This window comes from Pseudomonas sp., from assembly GCF_028293835.1.
Lineage (GTDB): Bacteria > Pseudomonadota > Gammaproteobacteria > Pseudomonadales > Pseudomonadaceae > Aquipseudomonas.
Genome location: NZ_JAQGNX010000083.1, coordinates 1 through 22,988, shown reverse-complemented (window position 1 = coordinate 22,988; position 22,988 = coordinate 1). Strand labels below are relative to the sequence as shown.

Below are 22,988 nucleotides of genomic sequence, written 5' to 3'. Positions count from 1 at the left end.
GATCAGTTCAATTGGAATCGCGCGGTATTGTCACTGAGCGCTCGGCTGCCTTTGCTGAGCATGTCGGCCGCCTGATTAACCGCTCGAGCGCCATCCAGTAAACGGCCGGCCGCCTGGTCGACTTGCTGGATGTTGCCGCTGACCTCATCGGCAGTGCTTGCCTGTTCCTCAACGGCTGTGGATATCTGCGCCAAGGTGTCGGTAACGCCTTGTACGGCACTGGCGATTTCCCCCAACCGCTGGCCCAGGCCAGTTACCGCAGCGGCATCATTCACAGCCTGACCGCACGCCGCGTCCATCAAGCCTACGGCCTGGCTCACGGTGTTGCGCAAGCTGTCGACCGTTCCGGCGATTTGCGCGGTAGACGCTTGAGTGCGCTGTGAAAGACTACGAACTTCGTCGGCAACCACGGCGAAACCCCTGCCCTGCTCGCCTGCTCGCGCCGCCTCGATGGCCGCGTTGAGCGCCAGCAGATTGGTCTGCTCGGCGATGCCGCGAATCGCATCCACCACCGATTGAATTTGCTGCCCTTGCTCGCTGACACGTCCCAACGCGGCGGCGGTGTCCGTCAGGCGCTGGTTAAGCTGCTGGATACTTTCGGTGGTGCGAAGGCTGTCACGGCTGCTTTCCTCAGCCACTTGTCGTGTGTGCCGAGCACTGACCGACGCTTGCTCGCAACTCTTCGCGACACCCTGGGACGTCGCCGCCAATTGCGTGGCTGCCGTGGCGATCTGGCTGATCTGCAGTTGCTGATCCTCGACCTCATTCAATGTGCGACTCGATTGCGAATTGAGGGTTTGTACCGCGCCACTCAATTGCAGCGTTTCATGATCGACGCCGAGCAGGCTGGTGCGTAGCTGCACTACCGCCACGTTGAGTGCAGTGCTGATTGCCGCCAACTCATCACGCCCTTCCACGGGCACTTGAACGCATAAGTTGCCGTCGCGCAACGACTGCGCCAGGGTGGTAATGCCGCTGGCGCTGCGGCGAATCGACGCCTGCAGACACACGAACAGGTAAAGCGCAGCCAGTAGCAAGAACCCAAACATTGCAGCCACCGGAATGAACTGCCGAAGGGACTGGTCATGGTAATAGCCCAGGCGATCATTCAGCGACACCAGCGATTGGTGCCGCAAGGCGGCCAAATCGCCAAGCAAGACATCGATGCTGTGATCGAAGCCTTCGGTCTTGAGGGTGATGCTGCCGCCAAAAACCCCGTCATCCAGCACTTTCAATTCGCGGTCCAGGGTTTGCTGGCTTTGATGATACTGGTCAGCCCACGCCTGCATTTCTCGTGGCAGCCTGGCCTCCAACGAAGCACCGGTTTTATTCAGCTGATCACGGGCATCACCCAGACGGCCGCGCAGGTCTCGCATCTGCAAACGGCTTTGCATGGTGAACTGACCGGACGCGATGGAGGTTTGCCCAACGCTGGACAGCCGACCGACACGCTCGATCAGGTCCGGAGTCTGTTGGGTAGAGATTTGCATCAATACGTAGGTTTCACGCCACGGATCAATGTTCAGTCCGTTGTCCAAGGCGATCTGTTCGCGCAGGTTCTGCAGGGCAGTCAAGGCGGCAGTAAAACGCTCGTAGCCATCTGGCCACCAGCCCACTGCGCGTAAAGCAGCAGAATCCAAACCAGCGGTGGCACCTTGTAGCGTCTGGTAACGATTGAGTGTGTCGGTCTGCGCACTGTTAGTGTGCAAATCAGTCCCCAGTTGCGTTAAAGCCTGGGCGACAAGGGGGTTCGCGGCATCGAGGGCGGCCATGGCTTCACGCGCCGCCGGGGTGGGTTCATGAAGAATATCAGCAGCCTTCCAGCGTGCCGCGCGGTCGCGCTGAGCAGCGAGCAAATCATCCAGCGTGTCCAACGCCAATAGCTGCCGCACGCCTGCACGCTCGCCCGATATCAGGGCCAGCTTGTCGCGATAATCCTGACCAATCATCCATAAACTGCCCACCAGCGGCAGCATGAACAACAGGAAAAGCAGCTGAAACTTTCGAGCAAATCCGAAACGCCCTAACAGGCGAATCCCTGGGGACAAAAGTGTCAGCATTTCCAAACCTCTCATCTGGACCCTTGCCATCGCTTGTGGCCATGGAGAGTACCGCTATAACAATCCGGCGGATCGCCGTCGATATTCGATTTTGAAGCAAGAACCGGACCGCTAATAAGAAACCTGCAGGGCTCTACGGGCTGATTTAGCGCGGTGCGAGTTTTCGATTGGCGTCCATAGCGTTACGCAATACGTCGACCAATATGGGCGCCAATAACACTCTATCGGCACAAACAGGCGGGAGATTATCTACGAATCGTTCTTTTATCGTGACTTGGCGACCACCGGGCCACGTCGCGAGAGCGAACTGGATGACGCCCAGAGGTTTCATAGCGCTAAAACACCGCTGCACCCTCTGCTTCAGCGAAATGCTTCGGCACATAGCGGAGCGTGGAACAATGCATTCGTGTCGGAAGGGAGTCGCGGTATGGGTTGTGCCGAGCCGTTTTAAAGGGCTGGACGGGCATCTGGGGCTAACCGCTTGATCACACGCATAAATTTCAAGAACAACGCTTGACACATTTCCAGTATCCGCGAATAATGCGCGCCACTTGGCTACATAGCTCAGTTGGTTAGAGCATAGCATTCATAATGCTGGGGTCCGGGGTTCAAGTCCCTGTGTAGCCACCAAGTACAGTTTCATGGCATCGCTCGATGCGCATGGAACAACAAGAAGCCCGCCTCGTGCGGGCTTTCTTGTTTCTGGCTGTAGCCCTATAACCCTTATTTCCCATCCGTGTTGATTGGCGCACCGTGTTCGCTGCGCGACTGCGCGGCGTCATAGGCAGGGCGGGATGTCGATTACGGACCTCAGGCGATTAAAACTAGCCAAAGGGAGAAAACCTCGATTCCTTCCTGAACATCCTGTATTAGAAACTTTACCCAGGCCTGACATGCCGCTGACAAATCCATTAAAGCGGCGATGCTACCTTTGGTCGACTTCGGGATCCCCCGCAGTAGGCCCCGCTGAATGGTCGAATAATTCAGAGATAACACTTGGTTACCTGCACTGGCGTTGTGCGTTGACGGCGCGTTCAGGTTCTAAGTATTCAGGAGGTAGCGATGTCTATTGGTGCAATCTCAGCTTCGATTTCAACCCCTGCCATGTCCACTCAAGCCGCGACCACGGCAAGCCAGACAGCCGCGCAATCCGCGACTGCCAGCAGCACTGCCAGCAGCACTGCCAGCACTGCCGCTAGCAACACCACCGCAACAACCAAGCATCATCACCGTCATGCGGCACCCAGCAGCACTCCAAGCAGCACAACCACATCGTCTAGCGCAGCACCTTCTGTAGGCAGCAATGGGCAGGCCATCGGCCAGACCATCAGCGTCACTGCGTAATGCAGTAGCGTTAGTCAGATCAGCAAACTCCGCTTCGGCGGAGTTTGTCGTTGAGGGTCAGTGTCGGTGATTAATCACGATGTCTGAATGATCGTGCGAACGGTCAGGAGCATGATTTCCCGTCAGATGAATCCAAACGCCAGGCGTCATCAATGCGATCCCCCTCAAGAACCGCAGCGACACCGACTCCCCAGACCAGTGCTTAGACGCAACAGCCCGGCTAGAAAAACGGGGAATATCCACACCCATGCATCTGCCTGCAAAAAACAATATTTTCGACATCCCACAATATTTCCGCCGATGAAACGTCTTCACTCTCATGGACCTTTCGCGCAGCCAAGACCTGATGAATGATCGAAACAGCGACATCACCGCGACCGTTTTGCGTGAGCGCACAAAGCTGGGGAATTTCATTCGGCGCAGGGTGCGTGACGCGACCGAAGCCGATGACATTTTGCAGGACGTCTTCTATGAATTCGTCGAGGCGTACCGCCTTCCAGAGACGATCGAACAGGTCAGCGCATGGTTATTCCGGGTGGCCAGAAATCGGATTATTGATCGATTTCGCAAGAAGAAAGAGCAGTCCATTAGCAGCATGGGCGAAGACTTGGACAGGGATGAAGACGAATATCGGCTCGACTTGGCGTTGCCGTCGATGGATGCCGGACCTGACGCGGTTTTCGCCAGATCAATGGTGCTTGAGGCGCTGCAGAACGCGTTGGATGAATTGCCGGAAAATCAGCGCGAAGTATTTATAGCCCACGAGATTGCGGGCAATAGTTTTAAGCAAATAGCGGCACAAAGCGGCGTTGCACTGAACACCTTACTGGCACGAAAGCGTTATGCAGTTCTGCATCTGCGCAATCGGCTGCAAACGGTTTACGACGAACTTGATACGTAACGGAGTGGGAACAATGAAATATCGACTGAGATTTGTGGCGCGAATTCTATTGGGCATCGTGGCGGTGGCGGTTCTGGGCTGGCTGGTTATGGCGCTGTGGAACTGGGTGATTCCGGAACTCTTCGCCGGTGGACGAGTTATTGATTACGGACACGCGCTGGGGTTGCTGTTGTTAAGTCGAATCCTGTTTGGCGGTTTCCGTGGACGCGGTGGATGGCACGGCCGCAGGGACTGGCGCAAATGGGAAGCGATGACGGCTGAAGAACGCGAACAATTTAAGCAGGGCATGTTCTGCGCACGGGGGCGGCGCGCTGAGGGATGATGGGCAAGCAACTCCATACGATCACTGTCTAACTTTTGGGGCGCAGTTCACTCTGTAGGAACTGCCGAAGGCTGCGATAGGCCGAGTCGCGGGCGACCGGCACCCCCTCAGCGGTCTTCACGAGGGCGCCCGGTTTCCGGTCGAATCGCAGCCTTCGGCAGCTCCTACAGATTATTTTTAAGTCAATGTATGTCAGGCATATCGCGCCGTTTGCGTCCCGAATATATTCGGTCCTTACAGATTTTCAGTCGCAGGCTGCCAAAACCGACAGCCCCTGCTCCCACACTTGTCGCGTCCTGACCCAGACCATTTCCTGCCAATCTTTGTCCGCCGGGTAAAATTGTTCAAGCAGACCTAGCTTGATCTGTCGACCGACGCTATCCAGTGGATTGCCATGCAGGTGCAACCACTGATCGTCACGCAGGTGGCGATGCACCTCCTCGCCAGGGTACGTGCCGCACTCGATGACGAAGGGCATCACGCGGACGTTGGGTAACGCATCAATCACGGCTTGGGAGGTATAGCCCGTGGCCGTGGCGGCGATACCGGTTTCACTCAAGTTTTGCGCTCCGGTCAGCACGGTGTAAAGCCAGGGGCCGTAAGCGGCCTGGGCATCGGCCAAGGCTGGGTAGGCTCGCTCGGCGACGGTCAAGAGCATCGGATGGCCATAAGCGCCCGCGCCGGTGTGCAGGTCAAAGCACATGATTGTTTTGGCGCCTGACAGGCATTTCTGGACGATGGCGTGCAAGGTGCTGTTCGACCAACTCGGCGCAACGCCCCCATAGAACAGTCCGTCAGGATGGCTGTGTTGTCCACCTTCGACAATCGACATCACCCTCGGCCACCCGTGCAGCTGGACTTGCTCGTCAAGCAATAAATCGGCGCGTTCGCGTTGCGGCCCCTTTAAGTCAGCGCAACTGTAGATGTCGTGAAGCGCCGCGTAGGCTTGGTTGTTGGGCAGCGAACGATTGAAGTCCAAGTGGTTACGGTTCAGGTCGATGTTGTCTTCGTTGACCCGGCGTAGCCAGGCAGTGCCCCAAGGATTGATCAGGTGGATCATCACGATGGCAGTGTCGGCAGGCAATGAATGACGGTCCAGCGTTTGCAGCCACCGGGTTTGACAATTCGAACCGTAGAAACCTTCAACCCCGTGGGTGCCACTGATAGATACCAGCAACCTCGAGGCGCCAGGGTCACCCAATACGGCGACGTCGGTGCTGAGAGCCTCGCCGAACGGCCCCGGCAAGGGATGCCAATATTCGGTAAGGCTTGCGCCGGCAGCTGTCGCCGCAGCCAGAAACTGCTCGCGTTGCGTGTGGTAACTGACGTGTGTCGGAAAGTCGGTATGCATGTCGGCCCCTTATGGTCTGCGAGCCAGTCTATTTTGGTTGAATGCTGGAAACCAGTCGGCAGTCATTAAAACCCGGCGCGTTCGGCGGCCTGGGTGACGTTATTTCCGGGCATCAATGCTGTTCCAGCCACAGCCTCGCGAATGCTGGGCAGGTATTGCAATGGCCAGATACCCGCGTGCAGAGGGCCGGACGTCAAAGGTCATCTGAGTTCTGCGGCAATGGCGCCGACGGCAGCGACCAGCAACGCCTGCTTGTGCGGGTCCACCGGGCGATGGCGAACCGTTGCGCTCATGGGGTTCGCCGACAACGTGTTACCGCTAACATCGATATGGGACGGACGAATCGGGCGCGGCGCAAATCCGCCTCCACAATTGGGACACACGTTGGCCAGGACCTTATCTACGCATTGCGCACAAAACGTACACTCAAACGAGCAAATCAGCGCTTGGGTGCTGTGGGCAGGCAATGCTGTGTTGCAATGCTCGCAGCTAGGTCTGAGTTCAAGCATGAAGGTCTCCATGACGTTAGGAATATCAACCGGCAAACCCCATCGCAGGCTCGCCCAAGGTGCCCATTATTCTGCAACGCCCCCAGATTTTCCAGCCGAAACAGGCTCGATTTCAGACACTTTGGGACATCCTCACGAACAACTGGAATTCAGTTCGATTAATTATCACTGGGCTAACCGACGTGACGGACAGAGTCGCGTACACATTGAATCTGGGAGAAGCTGCCACCACTGACTGTTATCACGTAGCCGTTGGTTTTTTCAAGCTCGGTGGGAGGCGTAAGGTGAAGGTCCCTGACCGCTGCGGCCGGATTTTCCCAGAGGATTTTTTGCAGGCTCACGTAGCCTGACGCTTCGCCGTTTCCGGTCACGATACGGATTGAACTGCCGCCGGGGCGATAGTAGACCGTCGCAATTGACCCCGGACAAACATAGGCGCTGTCGGCTACTGGCTTAGGCAGAAGACCGATGGCGATATTGCCGATAAAACTGTACACCAAACTGCTCACAACGAAGATTGCAGCCAGGCTCAATAGAATACGGACCGGTCCGTTAAGGGCTCGACGCCTTATGTCAGGCGCTGAACGGTCAGATACCGACGCAGCAGGCGGCTCGATGCGTAGGGCTTCCACGACGGCATCGGTCAGTACCTGATCAAGCGCAGCTTCAGCGATCGCTAGCGGCGGAGCGGCCGCCAGCGCCGGTGCAACTATTCGAAGCCGTGGCGCAGGTCTTGGAACATGGGTGCGCCGTACACGAACGATGCGCGCCTGCAAGACCACGAATGCCGCGCACAGCAGCGGTACGATGTCGTTCAACGCCGGGGATTGGCTGTTGACCCACCCCACTATTGCCGGATCGGAAACAGCGATGTCGCCCGCGATGTACCCCAATAAAGCGCCGCCTACCGAGACCAATAATGGAATGCGCTGAAGCAATCGGGCTATCTGCACGCTGCCGAACATCAGCAGCGGCACGCTTAAGAACAACCCCAACACGAGGTAGAACACACTGCCTTGCGCTACCGCGGCCAGCCCGACAACGTTGTCCATGCTCATGACCAGGTCGGCAATCAGTACGGTGGCCACAGCGCCGGACAAGGTAGTGGTAATGCTTTGGACCGGGCCGTCCTGGTTGTTATCGCCTTCTTCGATCAGCAACTTGATGGCGATAAAAATCAGCAACCCGGCGCCGGCCAGTTTCAGGAATGGCACCAACAATAGCCATCCGGCCAGCGTGGTCAGCAAAACCCGCAGTACGATTGCGCCACTGGTGCCGATCATGACGGCTTTTTTGACCTGGTCCGTCGGCAGCCCACGGCAAGCCAGTGCGATGACCAACGCGTTGTCACCGGACAGGATCAGGTCCAGTAAACCTATCTGGAAGATTACGCCAAGCGCATGCAGTACACCGTCAAACATCATGGAGCGGGTTTACTCGCGTTATTGTTTGGGAACGGTCGCAGCAGGGCCCGAGCGAAACTGCTTGAGGAATTCGGCGTCCGGCGTCAGCACCAACATGGGCTGGCTGTCCGCCAAGGCTTGCCGGTAAGTCTGCAACGAGCGGTACAGCTTGTAGAACTCCGGGTCTTTGCTAAACGCAGCCGACAAAATCTGGTTGGCCTCGGCATCGGCTTCGCCGTGGGTGATCGCCGATTGACGCTGCACCTCAGACAGCAGCACTGTCCGGTCGCGGTCAGCCCGGCCCTGAATCTGCTGCGCCCATTCGAAACCCTGGGCGCGCAATTCTTTGGCTTCACGGTTGCGTTCGGACTTCATCCGGTCATAGATCGCTTGGCTGGCCTCGAATGGCAAATCGGCGCGATGCAGGCGAACTTCGGTCACTTCGACGCCGAGCGCTCGCGCTTTGTCAGCCACGTCTTTTTCGATGATGGCGACCTCGGGACGACGGTCATCCGATAGCAGTGAGCGCAGCGTCACTTGGCCCAACTCACGGCGCAGCGACGAGCTGACCATCTGCGTCAGTTGCGCGTTGGCTTGATCCAATGTGCCCACGGCCTGATAGAAACGCAGTGGGTCGCTGATGCGGAAGCGGGTATAGGTCACGACTTCCACACGCTTCTGATCACCCAGAATGATTTGCTCGGCGGGTGAGGTCAGTATCTGCAGACGGCTGTCGTAAAATACCAGCGAGTCGCTGTACGGGATCTTGAACTTCAGCCCCGGCGCGCCGGCCACACCCATTGGAGCACCGAAGCGAATAACCAGCGCTTGCTGGGTTTCATCGACCACATACACCGACGAACCCAGCGCCCACAGTGCCGCGAGGCCGACACCCACAACCAGCCACTTTAGCGTCGGGGTCACGATTTGGCGTCCTTCTGTACGGTTTTGCCAGGGTCGGAAAGCGGCAAGTAAGGCACTACACCGGACATGCCTTTGCCAGACGAATCGATGATGACTTTGGAGGCTTTCTTCAGCACTTCGTCCATGCTTTCCATGTACAGCCGCCACGCGGTGACGTCCTTGGATTGCACGTAGCTGGAATACACCGACAGGAAGCGCTTGGCCTCGCCCTCTGCCAGATTACCGACTTGCGCCTTGTAGGCTTCGGCGTCTTGAGTGATTCGCGCCGCATCGCCCCGCGCTCGCGGGATCACATCGTTGGCGTAAGCCTCGGCTTCGTTGCGCGCGCGCTCCTGATCGGCGCGGGCACGCTGCACGTCGTTAAAGGCATCGATAACCTGCGGCGGTGGGTCAACTCGCTGCAACTGCACCTGAGTGATCAAAATGCCAGCTTGTTCGCTGTCCAGCAGCTGCTGGAGTAGATCGCGGGTTTCGTCGGCTATTTGCGCGCGTTTATCCGACATCGCCGCCTGGATCGGCGTGCGGCCGATGACTTCGCGCAAGGCGCTTTCGGCGGCGATTTTTACCGAACGCTCCGGCTCGTTGATTTTGAACAAGTAAAGCCCGGCGTCTTTGATGCGCCAGAACACGGTGCAATCGGCTTCGACGATGTTCTCATCGCCGGTCAGCATTTGTTTATCCCGCGAGCCGCTGTTACCGGTGCTCAATGCCGTGCTGGCGCTGCCGAGTTGCAACTGGTTGACCTGAGTCACCTTGGGCAGTAACACGGTCTCAATCGGGTAAGGAAAATGATAGTGCAAGCCCGAGGCGGTAGTGTCGGCCCAGCGACCAAAGCGCAGAACAACGCCCTGCTCGTCCGGCTGGACTTTGTAAATGCCAGAGCTGATCCAGGCCAGGAACACCAGGCCACTGATCAATAGCAGGCCGCGACCTTTAAGGTCCATAACCGCAACGCCGTAGTGGATTCGTTCGCGCAGGCTGGCCGCAGCATGGGTCGTTTCAAGTAGAACAGGCGCGGGGCTATCGGTCATGCGGTGGCTCCTGTCCCTTGGGACGTGGGACCCTTACCGCAGGTGGCAGGGTCGCCGAAGCCGCGCAGAATACCCGAAGCGAAGAGCGTCGTCACTGACATGGATCAGGTAACAATCCCGACTCAAACCCGAACGAAAGCCTGCCAAACCGATGCTCTGCGCCATTAACTACGCACTTTGGACGCCAGAAAACCGCTGACCCATTTGGGCCGTGGCGTACCACTGCATGAGGGTGCTCGCCGATGGGCTGCCTTCGGCGCTGGACCAACTGGCAAAATCTTCCTCAGCAACGGCCGTATAAGGACCGTGTTTGACTTCGAAGATCACCCCGCCCACGTCCAGCGACAGCACGGCGTGCCAGCAACCGGCTGGGATTTCCAGCACTTTGCAGTCTTCGCCAAGCACGGTGCGCTGAGTGACGCGTCCTTCTTCATCGAAATTCAAGACGACAAAACGGCCGCTCAGGGCGCTGAGTAATTCCCAGGTATGCGGGTGGCGTTGCGCGCGGACGTACGTGCCAGGTTCCATGGCGATCGCCAAACGCTGGATCGGATCGGACAGTTCAACATGAAGGTTGCGGTTGGCACGCAGGCGAGGAGATTGCTGAGCTTGGGCTGCAAGCGCCTTCAGGTCGGCGGAGGTGATCTGCTTCATAGGAACTACCGGTACGGATAAGACCGCGATTATGGCCCAGCCCGCTCGAGCATTCAAAGACCTGACCATCTGCACCGGCGCTTTTAATGGGCGCTACGGGCCTGTCGACGCAGAAGCACAAGCGTCACTGTCGGAAAGCCCAAGCCCACAACGATCAAGCTGCCGACCATGCCTTCCCGGCCAAAAATGCCGTATGCGGAGCCAAATAGAATCGCTGCCAACGCCGGGACGCCCAAGGCGCAGATGATCAACGCATTCGCACCAAAAAATCGCTTCAGCGGACCTGTGGCGTTGAACACACAAATCAGCCAAAGGTGCATCCAGATAACAATCGTTACCAGATACAAACTCAGATGGAGCAGGTCCTTGATCAGTCCAGTTCCGTTCATTTACCGACGCTCCCTGACTGTTTCACCACTCTAGCCGCTAATCATCCGTCCGACCTAACAGCCAGACGTTACTTACGCAGAGTCACAGGATACATGATAGGACTTCGCACGTAACACACCGTTGCTTAGTGGCCGCCAATGCCAAGACGTAGCCGATTCTCAAAATGGCCGAGCCGACCGCCCAATGCATGTGAGAGGCAGCGGTGACAAGGGCCGCTCGTCTAAGACCTTAGGTGAAACCTGCATTGATTTGCGCCAAATCAATTGCCCTTTGCATTACGAATTTGTACGCTATACCTCTTGATACATAGTTTGTTACATCTCCGCCGAGCGGCGATGGCAACTTTTTTGACGCACTCACGCGAAAGCCATTCCCTGTGACTGCGCGCGCAAGCGTCACTTCGGAGGCAAGTAACATGACTGCAATTGTCAGTCTACCTATCACGTCGTGGGATCAACCCATCAGCAGTGCCAACCAGACGCTAGCGATAGAAGCGCTGGAGGCGGGTAACGTTGTGTTGCTGCCTCAACTGCCATTTGTCGTCCGTGAGGATGAGCGTCCTTTGCTCGAGTCCAATGTGATTCAGGGCATCAAAAACGTGAGTCTGGCACCGGCCAACGGGACATTCAAAGGCAGTAAAGGCACCGAAGCCGAACAACGCCAGTTGCAGGCGATGATGATGCGCTTCGCCGCCTCCACCAAGAGCTTGGCCAATAATCTGCTTAGCCCTTACGAAGAGGGTCTGCAGCAAGCCCGTGCCAGCTTTCGCCCGGTAGAAATCGCTGGCCGGCCTACCTCTTGGCGCAAGGACGATACCCGACTGCATGTGGATAACTTTCCGTCATCGCCTACCTTGGGCAAGCGGATTTTGCGCGTATTCAGCAATATCAATCCACAAAACCAGCCTCGTGTCTGGCGACTCGGCGAGCCGTTCGAAACCGTCGCGCAACGTTACTTGGCGTCGTTGCCCAAACCGCTTTGGGGCGCGAGCAAGATCATGAATGCGTTGGGCATCACCAAAAGCCCGCGCAGTGCGTACGACCATTACATGCTGCGCCTGCATGACCACATGAAGGCCGATCAGGACTATCAGACGCAACCCTCCCATCAGGAACAGCTGTTTGCCGCAGGCACGACCTGGATGGTGTTCACTGACCAGGTCTCCCATGCCGCCATGAGTGGTCAATTCGTGCTTGAGCAAACCTTTTTGCTGCCGGTCGAGTACATGCAACATCCTGCCCAGGCGCCGCTTCGGGTGCTTGAACGGCTGACCGGCCGAGGGCTGGTTTAGTCCCTGCGCGCTTGGGTTCAATAGCTCTATTACCTGCACCTTCAGGGTGCAGGCCCAGTGCGAATCGCTATCTTTGCGCTCAATGGCGAGCGTATAGCCCGACGCCGCACCCTTTCGCAAATGCGTTGCTTTAACAGTTAATCTGTAGCAGCCTGACGGCTTGGACGCTGAGCAGTGGCCATCACTCTTTCAGGCCTTCGCCTCCTCTATGAAAAAAAACAACGCGGTGCTCAATAACCTGGTCGACCTGATGCTCGACGCTGTCTGTGTGGTCAACACCGCCGGGCGTTTTGTATTTGTGAGCGCCGCGTGTGAGCGCATATTCGGCTATACGCCTGACGAAATGATCGGTCGAGTGATGATGGACATGGTGCTGCCTGAGGATCGGGCGCGGACTCTTGCGGCCGCGAACGAGGTCGCCTCGGGTCAGGCCAAATCTTATTTTGAAAACCGCTATGTCCGCAAAGACGGTGAAATCGTTCATATCATGTGGTCGGCACGCTGGTCTGACGTGGATCAGTTACGGATCGGCGTCGCCCGGGATATAACCGAGCGCAAACAGGCCGAAACGCGGCAGGCCGCTCTTTATTCGATTTCGGAGGCCGTTCAAGCCGCCGAAGACCTGATGACACTGTTTCAACGTATTCACCACATCATCGGCGAACTGCTGCCGGTGCTGAGCTTTTCCGTCGCACTCTGCGATGAAAAAACCGATCAGTTACGTTTCGCTTATCACATGAACAAGCTGGAACAGACCACCGGCATGCAGCCCATTGAGGCCACGTTGAGTGCCGAAGTAGTACGCACGGGTCAACCGCTGCGATTAACAGCCGAGACGATGGGCGACTTCCCCGATTCATTACAAGCGTTAGTTGACGTCGATGATCTGTGCTGGCTGGGTGTGCCATTGCTCGCGCATCGCGGCACGGTCGGCGCGCTGGTGGTCAGAGGCGGCGCTGGCAGCGCACGGGATACGGAGGAAGACCTCGAACTTCTACAGTTCATTTCCACGCAGGTTGCCGCCGCAATTGAACGTAAGCAACTGGAGGCGCGGTTGCAGTACATGGCGCAATACGATCAATTAACAGGATTGCCTAACCGCGTCCTGTTTCACGCCCGGCTGCAGACCGCGCTCTCTTGGGCGCAAGGCGAGCAGGGTCAGTTTGCGCTGTTGTACCTTGATCTCGACAAGTTCAAACAGGTCAACGATACCTTGGGGCATGCCATAGGTGACTTGCTGTTGCAGGAAGTTGCCCAGCGGCTGAAACAGAGTGTGCGCAACTCGGACACCGTGGCGCGCATTGGTGGCGATGAGTTTGTCGTGCTGTTGGGGAAAATTCAGCGTTCCGAAGATGCGCTGTTGGTGGCAGAAAAAATCCACCGTTCGCTGAGTCTGCCGCTGACGCTGGACAGTCACGTGTTAAACGCGCAAGTAAGCATTGGCGTCGCGCTTTATCCCGATGACGGCCTGGACGATAAACAGTTACTTAAATACGCCGACGACGCCATGTACCGGTCGAAAAAAATCTCGATTGCTGCGTTCGCGCTCCCGCTGAAACGCGTGGGTCATGACTGATTGATAAACGCTTAGGGAACCTGCGGCACAACTTTCAACCGCGATATCAAAAAGCCTTCTTTTTTCTTCCCTAATGTTCTAACTCCTGTTTCAGTGTCTGCAGCACCACACGCCTTCAGGGCTATCGCAGACAAGGAATGGTAATGCCAAAACCCACACTCATCGCCACCATACTGATCTCATTAGCCTTGAGCCTCACTGCTCACGCGGATGTCCAGGTCAAGCTGGGCAGTCAGCAACGCGTCACCCAGCTTTTTGCTTATCCGAACAATTGCAGCACCATCTGTTTTCGCAAATGGACGCTGGACCAAACTGTCGAGAATTACCTGAGCCAAAGCGTACTACGTGACGGTTACAGTGCGGCCAAGGTGCGTGTGCAAACCCAGGGCAATGAGGTGGTCGCAATGATCAGCGGTGTACCTGATGACTACGGCAAGCCGCTGAAGGCTTTACTGGATACCGGAGAACTGGCCTACAAAGGTGCCAGCAACCTTAACGCCGATGGCCAATGGAAGTTCAACTGGTACCTGTTTTTGCCGTTAGGCATGGCCCTGGAAAATCGCAAAAGCGTTGAGCTGCTGCATTTTCCGCCGGATTATTCCTTGACTGAGTTTCAGGATTATCTGAACTCTTCCACCACTGATCGCTGGGCCGAATTGTTGACCGACAACGGCATTCCCGCCAACCAAACGCCGGCGTATCAAACCATCATCGACATCGCGCCGATTGCTGCGCCGTCCACCGCCGGCAAGGATCTAGAGGGCGTTTACAAATACTTCACCGATTACCAAACGACCATGGTCAGGCAGCTTACCCAAACGACTAAAGGCAACTCGTTGCCCATGGTTGCGTTTGGCTCGCCGGTCCGCACGTGGGTCCAGCAACAATACAGCGTCACGTTGCCAGTGCTGGGCGTAGCAAGTATCAGCCCGAGCGCAGGAGAACAGGTCGCGGTACTTGGCTCTAACCATCCCAGTTACATTTGGTATGCCGCCGACAAAGCAAACTATGACGGCGACCAAGACAAGGCCGATGCTGCCGGGCTTAAGGTCATGGGGCAGGATTTGAGCGCGGCGTGCTGGCAGGCGGGAATGGGCAAGACACCTGGTGCCGACCCACAGGCAATGGTGGGCCAATGCATTCAACGTTGGCAGGTGACAGACAAAGTGCAGACATGTGAGCTGTTCTACACCTCGGTCCGCAGCTTGACGCCTGAACAGGCCAAGGCCAAATGCAGCACAAGCCCCGTATCAAGCGTGCTTGAGCAATTGCAAAAGCCCATTGGCCCGGAGCTGACTCAGCCTTACTTGTAGATTGGCCACATAATCCATTGCAATCCCTGACCAAGGAGCCAACTTGTTGGCGAGAGACCGGTCGCGGTGTGTCAGTGACAACGCCCCGCCAACACGTGACTCCTAAAGGACTTCAATTTTATTCAAACTATTCACCCAGCGGGCGCAGTCGGTACTGCGGCGGCAGTTGCTCGAAACCGTCGATGGTGGCGTTCAAGCTTTTGAAACGTCCGTCCTTGATGCCGTAGATGCAGCCGTGGATCGACAGCTTCTGCCCGCGATGCCAGGCATTTTGCACAATGCTGGTGTGGCCTACATTGGTGACCTGTTGAATAACGTTCAGCTCACACAACCGATCGACGCGCTCCTCTTCGGTCGGCAACGCTGCCAATGGCGCACGGTTTTCGTAATACAGGTCGCGAATCGACCGTAGCCAGCCATCAATCAAACCCAACTGACGGTCCTGCATTGATGCTCGCACACCGCCACAACCGTAGTGGCCGGTAACCAGTATGTGTTTGACCTTGAGTACGTCCACTGCGTACTGGATCACTGACAGGCAATTAAGGTCAGTGTGCAGCACCACGTTGGCGACATTACGGTGTACGAACAGATCGCCTGGCAACATGCCGACAATTTCGTTAGCGGGCACGCGGGCATCGGAACAACCAATCCACAGGTATTCAGGCGTTTGCTGACGAGCCAGCTTCGCGAAAAATTCCGGGTCTTTGTCTTTGATCGCGTCGGCCCAACGCTCGTTATTATCAATCAGGTCTTGTAGCTCGTTCATATGTTTACGCCTCGAAGATGATGCCCAGCTTTGACTGGCGTTCGGCGGTCCAGGTCACGCTGCTCTACCATTACGTAGCTAACCAACAAAAGGAATCTTCACGGGGAAGCTCGGTCAACTTCAATAAGGCCCCAAAAAACGAGGAATTACCATGACTGAATCACGTCGCCCTTATGGCGCTACGCAGCCTGAACCAATTGACGATAACGAAGACCGCATGGGCTCGATGGAAGAACTCGACTTCGACGAAGAGGAGCCTACCGCTCGTATCGGTGATTTGATCCCCGAAGACGAACTCGCCCAAGAGATTCCCGATGAGCGTGTCCGTGAGGCGGGAATGACTGGAGCTTCGACGTCGGATCACCATTCGACTGATGACGACATGAGCCCGGAAACCTTGATCGACGAAGACGGCGCTCGCTCAGCCCATGAAGCTGGCGAAGATCATCCCGCTGATTGGGACCTGAGTATCGTTGACGAAAATGACATCGGTGGTGGCGACGGCCTGGACGAGGCCGAGCTGGCAGAATTCGACCCGATGGACGGCAAACCGGAACCGCGCAAACGCGACTGACGGTTACTCAAACAAGGTGCAGGCCATGACCAATGCATCCTCGTGTCCGCCCGCTGCCGGGTAGTAATCCCGACGGCGGCCGATTTCGTTGAAGCCGAAGCTTTCGTATAACCGATAGGCGGACAGGTTGCTGGCCCTGAGTTCGAGAAAACACTCGCGCCCGTTAAGCTCATAGGCGCGTGACATGAGTCTTTCCAGTAAGCGCAGACCCAAACCGCGGCCTTGGCTTTCCGGTTTTACCGTGATGTTGAGCAAATGCGCTTCGTCGATAATGACGTTTATCACACCGTGTCCCACTTGCTGGGCGCCTTCGAACATCAGCCATATTTCATACGATTTGAGCGCGTCGAGGAAAATGCCTCGGGTCCACGGGTGGGTGAACGCCGCGTATTCAATTTTCAGTACCGCATCAAGATCGTCTTCGGTCATTCGACGAAACGTTACCGAGTCGGCGTTTGCCCCAGGGTTCTTCGAAACTTCAGTCATTCAATCGTCTTCCAGCGTGTCATCAGCCTGCGCATGGCCAGCCAGACATCAGCTTTGCGTTGCGGCTCGTCCATTAATAATTCCAGACCGGGCAAGGCCCAAGCGCTACCCAGTCCGTCTATCTGCAATTCTCGGTTGAAGGACTCGGCATTGGCTTCGCCAGCAAATCGAATCGATGGCAAACCGATAAGCCAGAGACAGGCGCACGGCTCATCTTCGAGCCGGGCCAGCACGAACCCCTGGACGAAATCACGCGCCGAGTCAGGCCCTTGATCAAGTTGACCCCGTACCAGTAACGGCCAGCGCACCGGTTCGCCAATGATCCGTGGACTGTCAGGCAAGCCCGCGGCGCGCAGCATGTCTTTGAGCAACAGATAAGCGGGATCGCGGCTTTGAAACGCTTCGCCTGTGGGTAACTCGACCAATAACAGGCAGGGACCGGCACGAAGCAGTTGCAGGGCAAAGCGCGGTGGCGGCACAACTGCGGTTTTGCTGGGCGCAGGCGCAACGTCTTGCGCTTCGGCGACGGTGTTGGTTCGGGTGCTGGCGAGCGACGGACGAGCCACCTCGACTCTGGGTCGCTCGATTACCGGTGGCGCTGTGGGAGTCACAGCAACTGACACAGGCCTGGCCGATGCGGCCTTAGCCGTAATCGGTGCTGCCACTGCCGCAAGCGGTTCAATGGGCGGCGGCACGGGCGTCATTACTTCCGGACGCGAGGGCGCGGCAAAGGGCAACTCTGTGCGCGGCAGCCAGTTGACCACCTGCATGGCGGTCAGATAAGCGCGGCGGCGGGACTCATTAAGCAAAGGTCGGCCATCTGTGGATAGTAAAGAAGGGATTCTACCGCCCTTCGCCGAGTCCCGCCGCAGTTGATCGCCTGGGGGTGAAATGTTGACCGGCCGATGCAGTACAATCGCTGCTTTTATTTGCCAACAGCCGGCCAATCCAATGATCGAACCTAAGCGCGTCTTGCGCGCCCTTGCCGAACACTGGGCGTTGCTAGAGCCACTGTGCGAACACTTCGACCAGGGCACATTGAGTCTGAGCGAGCTGCGCCTGCAATTAGCCGCTCAGCAACTGGACAGCACCCCGCAGGACATCACCCATCTGCTGGACGTGTGGATCCGCCTGGACATTCTGGTTCCCGTGGCGAAAAGCCCGAACCGTTTTGAATTGAATGCTCAGATTCATGATTTTTTGTCTTACCTCAGGCGCGAACATCGCCTAGGGCTATGCCTGGAGATCGAAGCGTACTTGCGCCACCTGGAGCGACTAGCCGGGTATATCCAGGACGCGTTTGAAATCCGCGATGCCAATGACCTGGCGCGGCAACTGCGCTTGCTGGACATGCGTGTCCGTGATGTCTTGAAAAAGCTCGCCAACGATGAGCAAGCGCTGATCGCCGTGGCGGAACGCGCCAAGACCAGTGATCGGCAAATCCCTCTGCGTCAGCGTTATGCCGAGGTATTGGCGACGTGGGATGAATACATCGAGCCGATGATTCAATTGGTGAATGCCGACGGCGCGTTCGAACAAGGCGTACGCAAGGTTGAGAACGTCCTGCTGCGGTTGCTGACCGAACAGCAGCGGCTCGGCCATCTTGTCGACGATGACATGTTGCTGCGCACCCACGCGCGCATCCTTGAGATGCAAACCAGCGCGCAATTAACCCTGCGCCATGCCCGTGAGCTGCTATTGCCCCTGCGTGAAGAAGCGCGTCGGCATAACGCTGTAACCCGTGGCGCCGCGTTGGCGCTGTCGGCTATCCGCAAGCGCGGCATCGATGCGGTGCCGCACACCGCAATGTTGATGTTCACGCGGCCGCAAAGCACCTTTCTCGGCAGTGCCAGCCAAGTCGAAGCGTATGTTTATGCCTTGGCCCGCTTCGAACCCAAGCCGGCGAAGTTTCCCAAGGCCAACGTCAGCACCCGCAAGGGCGAGCCTCCGAAGGCTCCGCGTACCGTTAAGGAGATGCTCGAACGCTGTGAAAATGCGTTGCCGATGCCGGACTTGATGGTTTGGCTGTTGGAGCAAGAGCCGAACGGCCCCACCGACGAATTGCTGTACTGGTTTTCCCGCTTGTCGCGGGACAAACGCTTCAGTCGCGAACGCCTTGAGCGGCGCGATTATCACACTCAGGAGCATCAGGTCAGCCTGCGTTCCTTCGCCCTGCTCTCTAGCCGAGACGAGCATCTAGAGACATCTGCGAGCACACCTCATGCATCTTGATCTATCCGAAATGTCCCAACTGGCGCCCATTTTTCGTGAGCTGCTCAAGGGTTATCACATCAGCCGTCGCGATCCTGAGCTATATGCGCAGCTGTCCAACAGCCAGGACCAATACCGCACGCTGTTTAAAGCGCTGGGCTACGAACTGGTCTGTGATACCCGTGGTTTCTATTACTTCGTGCCCGAGCTTGCGGCCGCACAGGTCAACAAAACCGCACAGCGTTTGGCGCTGTTCACGTTCATCATCGTCGAGCACCTGGCTGATCAGGGCCGTGATCCGGTCGCCGTGCTGGATGGCGGCAGTCTGGGCCGTGACGAACTGCCTTCGTTGCTGGAAAAATACCGCGATCTGTTTGTGCAAGCCGAGGTGCAGACCCAGGAAGAGATGGAAGAAAAAATCATGCGCCGCATGACCCAGCTCGGTTTCGCCAGTGAAGAGACCGGTATTTATCGGTTCTTGCCGCCGATGCACCGTTTTCTTGACGTTTGCTTGTCGGTGCAGCAGGACCGCGATCTTGCGGCTAGCCTGCACAGCGTCCTGCCGCTACCGACGCCGGTGCTGGTAGACTACGACAGTGATGAAGCATTGCTCGCTACCGACGACCCGCTGGACCTCGCTGAATTTGACGAGCCACAAGAAATTGAATCGCAAGCGTTGGCACGAGCCATTGCCGCTGAACAACAGGAGCTGGATGCATGAGCCAGGAACGCTATGGAATTCGCCGCTTCGCGCTGCTGAACACGGCCGGTTACAGCCTGGGGTTGTTCCCGCTGGAACACCCGCTGTCGGTTTATGGCGCGAATAACCTTGGTAAAAGCGCCTCGATCAACGCCCTGCAATTCCCGATTCTGGCGCGCATGTCGGACATGAGTTTCGGCAAATACAGCCTCGAACAATCTCGACGCTTCTACTTCGCCACCGACACCAGCTACATCCTGGTTGAAGTCGCCTTGCCCCATGGTCCGCATGTGATTGGCGTCGTCGGCCGGGGTCCTGGCGGCGGCTTCGGTCACCAGTTCTTCGCCTATGCCGGCAAGTTGGATCTGGCGCATTACCAGAAAAACGACACCTGTTTGCGCCAGAAAGAGCTGTTCAGCAATCTGGAAAGCCAGGGCCTGAAAGCCTACGAACTCAAGCCTGACGAATTACGTCGGTTGCTGGTGGGTGGGCATACGTCGATCCCGTTGGACCTGACCCTGATTCCGCTGCGGTCCACCAGCGAACAAAGCATGAAAACCTTCCGTGCGCTGTTTATCAATCTGCTGCACATGCGCGAAATCACTGCGGCAAAACTTAAACAATTGTTTCTGGACGCCTTCGAACACAGCCTGCGCTCAGGCAGCGTCGATTACATTGCCGCGTGCGAGGAAGCCTTTCGTGATGTACGGCGCATGGAGCAGGACTACAACGCGCTAGTACTGGCCGGTTCGTTGGTGGAGGCACTGTCTGCCGGGGTCAAACAGCGCGAAGTCTTACGCGGCAAACTGCACCGTATTTCACCGCTTCTCGATTCGCTGCTAGGCACATGGCAGGACTATTCCAGCGCGCGCAAAGACGAATTGGTGATTCACGCCGAGCATTACCGTAACGAGCAAGATTCGCTGCAAAACGATCAGCGTGGCGGCACACAGGAGTTGATGCGCCTGGAACGCGAGATCAGTGGCATTCAGCGCTGGATTGGCGAACTGTCCGTCCTGAAAAATCGCTTCGCACTGGTCAACGACGTTAGGGTGCTGGAACAGCAATTGCTGGCAGCCAAAGACGCTCACGATGAATTGGCCGGCGCCCTGGCCCAGTCGAGGCAGTTCAGCGCTGAAGATTTGGACGAGCGCCTGCGCGATTTGGAAAAACGCCTGAAGGCTGTGAAGCAACAGCTCGATCACGCTGACAACAATAGCTATGCGCGCCTGCGCGAAGAGTTCTCTCAGCCTGACGTCGAGCGCTTGATGCGTCTGTTCAACAGCGCACTGTTCAGCCTGCCGCTTGGCGAACAAGGCATTGCGCTGGATGACGGCGACGCATGGGTTAAATCGTTGGAGCGCATCCTCGACGGCTTCAAGGGTGAGCGTTTCGAAGTGCCGGGCCTGACGATCAACCTGTCACACATCGAGCCTCCAGCGTTGCAAGCTTTGGCTGACCGCGCCGCATTGCGCGATCAAAAAGAGCGTCTGGAAAAAGAATTCAAACAGCTCAAAGTTCAGCAAGCGGTAGCATCTGACCGTGCCGCGAGTAAATCCCAGACTGAAGCGCTGTATCAGCAAGTGCTGGACGCGCAAAAAGCCCTGGAAGATTTTCGCCGCAGTCAAACCCTCAGCGTTGAGGAACCGGAAAAGCTTGAGCAACTGGCGCAGATGGAAGCCGCGCAAGACGAACTGAAGCGCTCAAGCGATGCCTTTACTGAACGCGTCCAACAGCTGTCCGCCAAGCTGCAATTGGTCGGCAGGCAGATCGGTGACATGGAAGCCAAGCAGCGCACACTGGACGATGCATTGCGTCGCCGTCAGTTGCTGCCAGCGGACATGCCGTTCGGTACGCCGTTCATGGAAGCGGTGGATGATTCTCTGGAAAACCTGCTGCCACTGCTCAATGACTATCAGGACAGCTGGCAAAGCTTGCAACGCGCCGATAATCAGATCGAAGCGTTGTATGCCCAGATTCGCCTCAAGGGTGTGGCGAAGTTTGACAGTGAAGACGACATGGAGCGTCGCCTGCATTTGCTGATCAATGCTTATGCCCACCGACAAGACGAGGCGCTGACCCTCGGTAAAGCACGGCGCGCAGCGGTGACCGACATCGCCCGCACATTGCGCAACATCCGCAGCGACTACGACAGCCTGGAACATCAACTGGCGTTGTTTAACCGCGAGATCAACAAGCGCCAAGTGTCAAACCTGGCGAGCTTCCGTATTGTTTTGGCGCCGAATAAAGAGGCGCTCAAGCACATTGATCAGATCATCCACAGCGCTGGCCAGTATGAAGAAGGTGAGACGCTGTCAGTGTTTGACCTGAGTCAAAGTGCTGATCAAGACAACAAGAACGAAGAAGCCAAAGAGTACCTCGCGCGATTGGTGGCAGCGAACCACAATCAACTGGGCTTGAAGGATTTGTTCGAGCTGGCGTTCGAGATCACTAAGGTCAACGGCCCTCCGGTGATCCATACCGACATCGACGGTGCGGCCTCCAACGGCACCACGATGACCATCAAGGCGCTGACCAACATGTACCTGTTGCTGCACTTGATGGATCGCGATCAGGCCGGGCGGGTTCGTTTGCCTTACTACTTGGACGAAGCGGCTGATATCGATGAGAAGAACCAGGCGGCGTTGCTGGAAACCAGTTTGCAGCTAGGCTTCGTCCCGATCCTGGCCAGCGTTAAACCGCAGGTGTCGGCACATGTCGCCATTGATCTTGAGGGCGGCAGCGGACCTAACGGGATCTACATCGATGAGGCGGACTGGAAGTACATCCGTCGCCACGACGAAGTGAAGACGGTAGTTGATTCAGAGCCTGAGCTGGCTTGATCAACGGGTACTGGTAGCGGCGGGATTGACTCCGATTGACGTGGTGCTGTGTTCGACGCCAGGGCATTCGCAGTTAAATCCGTCGCTGACAGTGATATGCATACGACAAACCACCCCTGCGGTGGTTTTTTTATGCCTGGCTGAAGTGTGTTGTAGTTGGTGATGGTGATGTGATGGTGGTGGTGGTGTCAGCTGGCAGGCTTTAATCAGCACACAAACAAAACCCCTGAACGCGTAAGCGATCAGGGGTTCTGGAAGTTAATCTTGACGATGACCTACTCTCACATGGGGAAACCCCACACTACCATCGGCGATGCATCGTTTCACTACTGAGTT

Annotated in this window: 20 protein-coding genes, 1 tRNA gene and 1 pseudogene; 11 read left to right on the top strand and 11 right to left on the bottom strand. The window is 56.8% G+C overall.

Annotated elements, in window-relative coordinates; genetic code table 11:
- Nucleotides 1–2: 2 nt before the first annotated feature.
- Complete coding sequence (locus tag JWR17_RS10370; protein WP_299830867.1) at nt 3–2,060, bottom strand: methyl-accepting chemotaxis protein; 2,058 nt, start codon at nt 2,058–2,060, stop codon at nt 3–5.
- A gap of 553 nt (nt 2,061–2,613) precedes the next feature.
- On the opposite strand from JWR17_RS10370, the gene JWR17_RS10365 reads away from it, so the two are divergent.
- From JWR17_RS10365 to JWR17_RS10350, 4 genes are all read left to right on the top strand, one after another.
- Nucleotides 2,614–2,690, top strand: a tRNA-Met gene (locus JWR17_RS10365).
- A gap of 432 nt (nt 2,691–3,122) precedes the next feature.
- On the top strand, nt 3,123–3,404 hold the full coding sequence (locus tag JWR17_RS10360) for a hypothetical protein (protein ID WP_299830866.1): 282 nt from the start codon (nt 3,123–3,125) through the stop codon (nt 3,402–3,404).
- 319 nt (nt 3,405–3,723) lie between these two features.
- A complete protein-coding gene (locus JWR17_RS10355) occupies nt 3,724–4,305 on the top strand; it encodes a sigma-70 family RNA polymerase sigma factor (protein WP_299830865.1) in 582 nt (193 codons plus the stop codon).
- A 13-nt stretch (nt 4,306–4,318) separates the two neighbouring features.
- Nucleotides 4,319–4,627, top strand: coding sequence for a hypothetical protein (locus tag JWR17_RS10350; RefSeq protein ID WP_299830864.1), 309 nt, complete (start codon nt 4,319–4,321; stop codon nt 4,625–4,627).
- Nucleotides 4,628–4,871: 244 nt separating this feature from the next.
- Here JWR17_RS10350 and JWR17_RS10345 read toward each other — a convergent pair whose 3' ends face one another.
- From JWR17_RS10345 to JWR17_RS10315, 7 genes and pseudogenes are all read right to left on the bottom strand, one after another.
- Nucleotides 4,872–5,978 carry a DUF2817 domain-containing protein gene (locus JWR17_RS10345; protein WP_299830863.1) on the bottom strand — a complete coding sequence of 369 codons (1,107 nt, stop codon included), beginning with the start codon at nt 5,976–5,978 and terminating at the stop codon, nt 4,872–4,874.
- 332 nt (nt 5,979–6,310) lie between these two features.
- A pseudogene (locus JWR17_RS10340) lies at nt 6,311–6,487 on the bottom strand (DUF1272 domain-containing protein); the annotation flags it as partial.
- 173 nt (nt 6,488–6,660) lie between these two features.
- Nucleotides 6,661–7,911, bottom strand: a complete 1,251-nt coding sequence (locus JWR17_RS10335) for a TerC family protein (protein ID WP_299830862.1) — start codon at nt 7,909–7,911, stop codon at nt 6,661–6,663.
- 18 nt (nt 7,912–7,929) lie between these two features.
- Nucleotides 7,930–8,814 (bottom strand): protease modulator HflC, encoded by an 885-nt coding sequence (locus JWR17_RS10330; RefSeq protein ID WP_299830861.1) that lies wholly within the window; start codon nt 8,812–8,814, stop codon nt 7,930–7,932.
- Nucleotides 8,811–9,845, bottom strand: coding sequence for an FtsH protease activity modulator HflK (gene hflK, locus JWR17_RS10325; protein ID WP_299830860.1), 1,035 nt, complete (start codon nt 9,843–9,845; stop codon nt 8,811–8,813). The genes JWR17_RS10330 and hflK overlap by 4 nt, the downstream gene beginning before the upstream one ends.
- A 168-nt stretch (nt 9,846–10,013) precedes the next feature.
- Nucleotides 10,014–10,499 (bottom strand): WbuC family cupin fold metalloprotein, encoded by a 486-nt coding sequence (locus tag JWR17_RS10320; protein WP_299830859.1) that lies wholly within the window; start codon nt 10,497–10,499, stop codon nt 10,014–10,016.
- An 83-nt stretch (nt 10,500–10,582) separates the two neighbouring features.
- Complete coding sequence (locus tag JWR17_RS10315) at nt 10,583–10,888, bottom strand: hypothetical protein (protein WP_299830858.1); 306 nt, start codon at nt 10,886–10,888, stop codon at nt 10,583–10,585.
- A 416-nt stretch (nt 10,889–11,304) separates the two neighbouring features.
- Between JWR17_RS10315 and JWR17_RS10310 the strand changes: the two genes are divergently transcribed.
- The 3 genes from JWR17_RS10310 to JWR17_RS10300 all read left to right on the top strand — a co-directional run bounded on the left by JWR17_RS10310 (nt 11,305) and on the right by JWR17_RS10300 (nt 15,069).
- Complete coding sequence (locus JWR17_RS10310; RefSeq protein WP_299830857.1) at nt 11,305–12,180, top strand: Kdo hydroxylase family protein; 876 nt, start codon at nt 11,305–11,307, stop codon at nt 12,178–12,180.
- 208 nt (nt 12,181–12,388) lie between these two features.
- Complete coding sequence (locus JWR17_RS10305) at nt 12,389–13,756, top strand: GGDEF domain-containing protein (protein WP_299830856.1); 1,368 nt, start codon at nt 12,389–12,391, stop codon at nt 13,754–13,756.
- A 143-nt stretch (nt 13,757–13,899) separates the two neighbouring features.
- Entirely contained in the window at nt 13,900–15,069 is a 1,170-nt protein-coding gene (locus tag JWR17_RS10300; protein ID WP_299830855.1) for a hypothetical protein, read from the top strand.
- A 127-nt stretch (nt 15,070–15,196) separates the two neighbouring features.
- On the opposite strand, the gene can is transcribed toward JWR17_RS10300, so the two are convergent.
- A complete protein-coding gene (can, locus tag JWR17_RS10295) occupies nt 15,197–15,838 on the bottom strand; it encodes a carbonate dehydratase (RefSeq protein ID WP_299830854.1) in 642 nt (213 codons plus the stop codon).
- Nucleotides 15,839–15,989: 151 nt separating this feature from the next.
- Between can and JWR17_RS10290 the strand changes: the two genes are divergently transcribed.
- Nucleotides 15,990–16,412 carry a serine kinase/phosphatase gene (locus JWR17_RS10290; protein WP_299830853.1) on the top strand — a complete coding sequence of 141 codons (423 nt, stop codon included), beginning with the start codon at nt 15,990–15,992 and terminating at the stop codon, nt 16,410–16,412.
- Between the two features lie 3 nt (nt 16,413–16,415).
- Here JWR17_RS10290 and rimI read toward each other — a convergent pair whose 3' ends face one another.
- Nucleotides 16,416–16,898, bottom strand: coding sequence for a ribosomal protein S18-alanine N-acetyltransferase (gene rimI, locus JWR17_RS10285; protein ID WP_299830852.1), 483 nt, complete (start codon nt 16,896–16,898; stop codon nt 16,416–16,418).
- On the bottom strand, nt 16,895–17,707 hold the full coding sequence (locus tag JWR17_RS10280) for an energy transducer TonB (RefSeq protein WP_299830851.1): 813 nt from the start codon (nt 17,705–17,707) through the stop codon (nt 16,895–16,897). Before JWR17_RS10280 ends, rimI begins: the two co-directional genes overlap by 4 nt.
- Nucleotides 17,708–17,849: 142 nt before the next feature.
- Here JWR17_RS10280 and mksB point away from each other — a divergent pair, with 142 nt between their 5' ends.
- Genes mksB through mksF form a run of 3 tightly spaced genes read left to right on the top strand, consistent with a single transcriptional unit; the run spans nt 17,850 to nt 22,652 of the window.
- On the top strand, nt 17,850–19,130 hold the full coding sequence (gene mksB / locus JWR17_RS10275) for an Mks condensin complex protein MksB (protein WP_299830850.1): 1,281 nt from the start codon (nt 17,850–17,852) through the stop codon (nt 19,128–19,130).
- A complete protein-coding gene (gene mksE, locus JWR17_RS10270; protein WP_299830849.1) occupies nt 19,120–19,830 on the top strand; it encodes an Mks condensin complex protein MksE in 711 nt (236 codons plus the stop codon). The genes mksB and mksE overlap by 11 nt, the downstream gene beginning before the upstream one ends.
- Nucleotides 19,827–22,652 (top strand): Mks condensin complex protein MksF, encoded by a 2,826-nt coding sequence (gene mksF, locus JWR17_RS10265; RefSeq protein ID WP_299830848.1) that lies wholly within the window; start codon nt 19,827–19,829, stop codon nt 22,650–22,652. Before mksE ends, mksF begins: the two co-directional genes overlap by 4 nt.
- Nucleotides 22,653–22,988 lie beyond the last annotated feature (336 nt).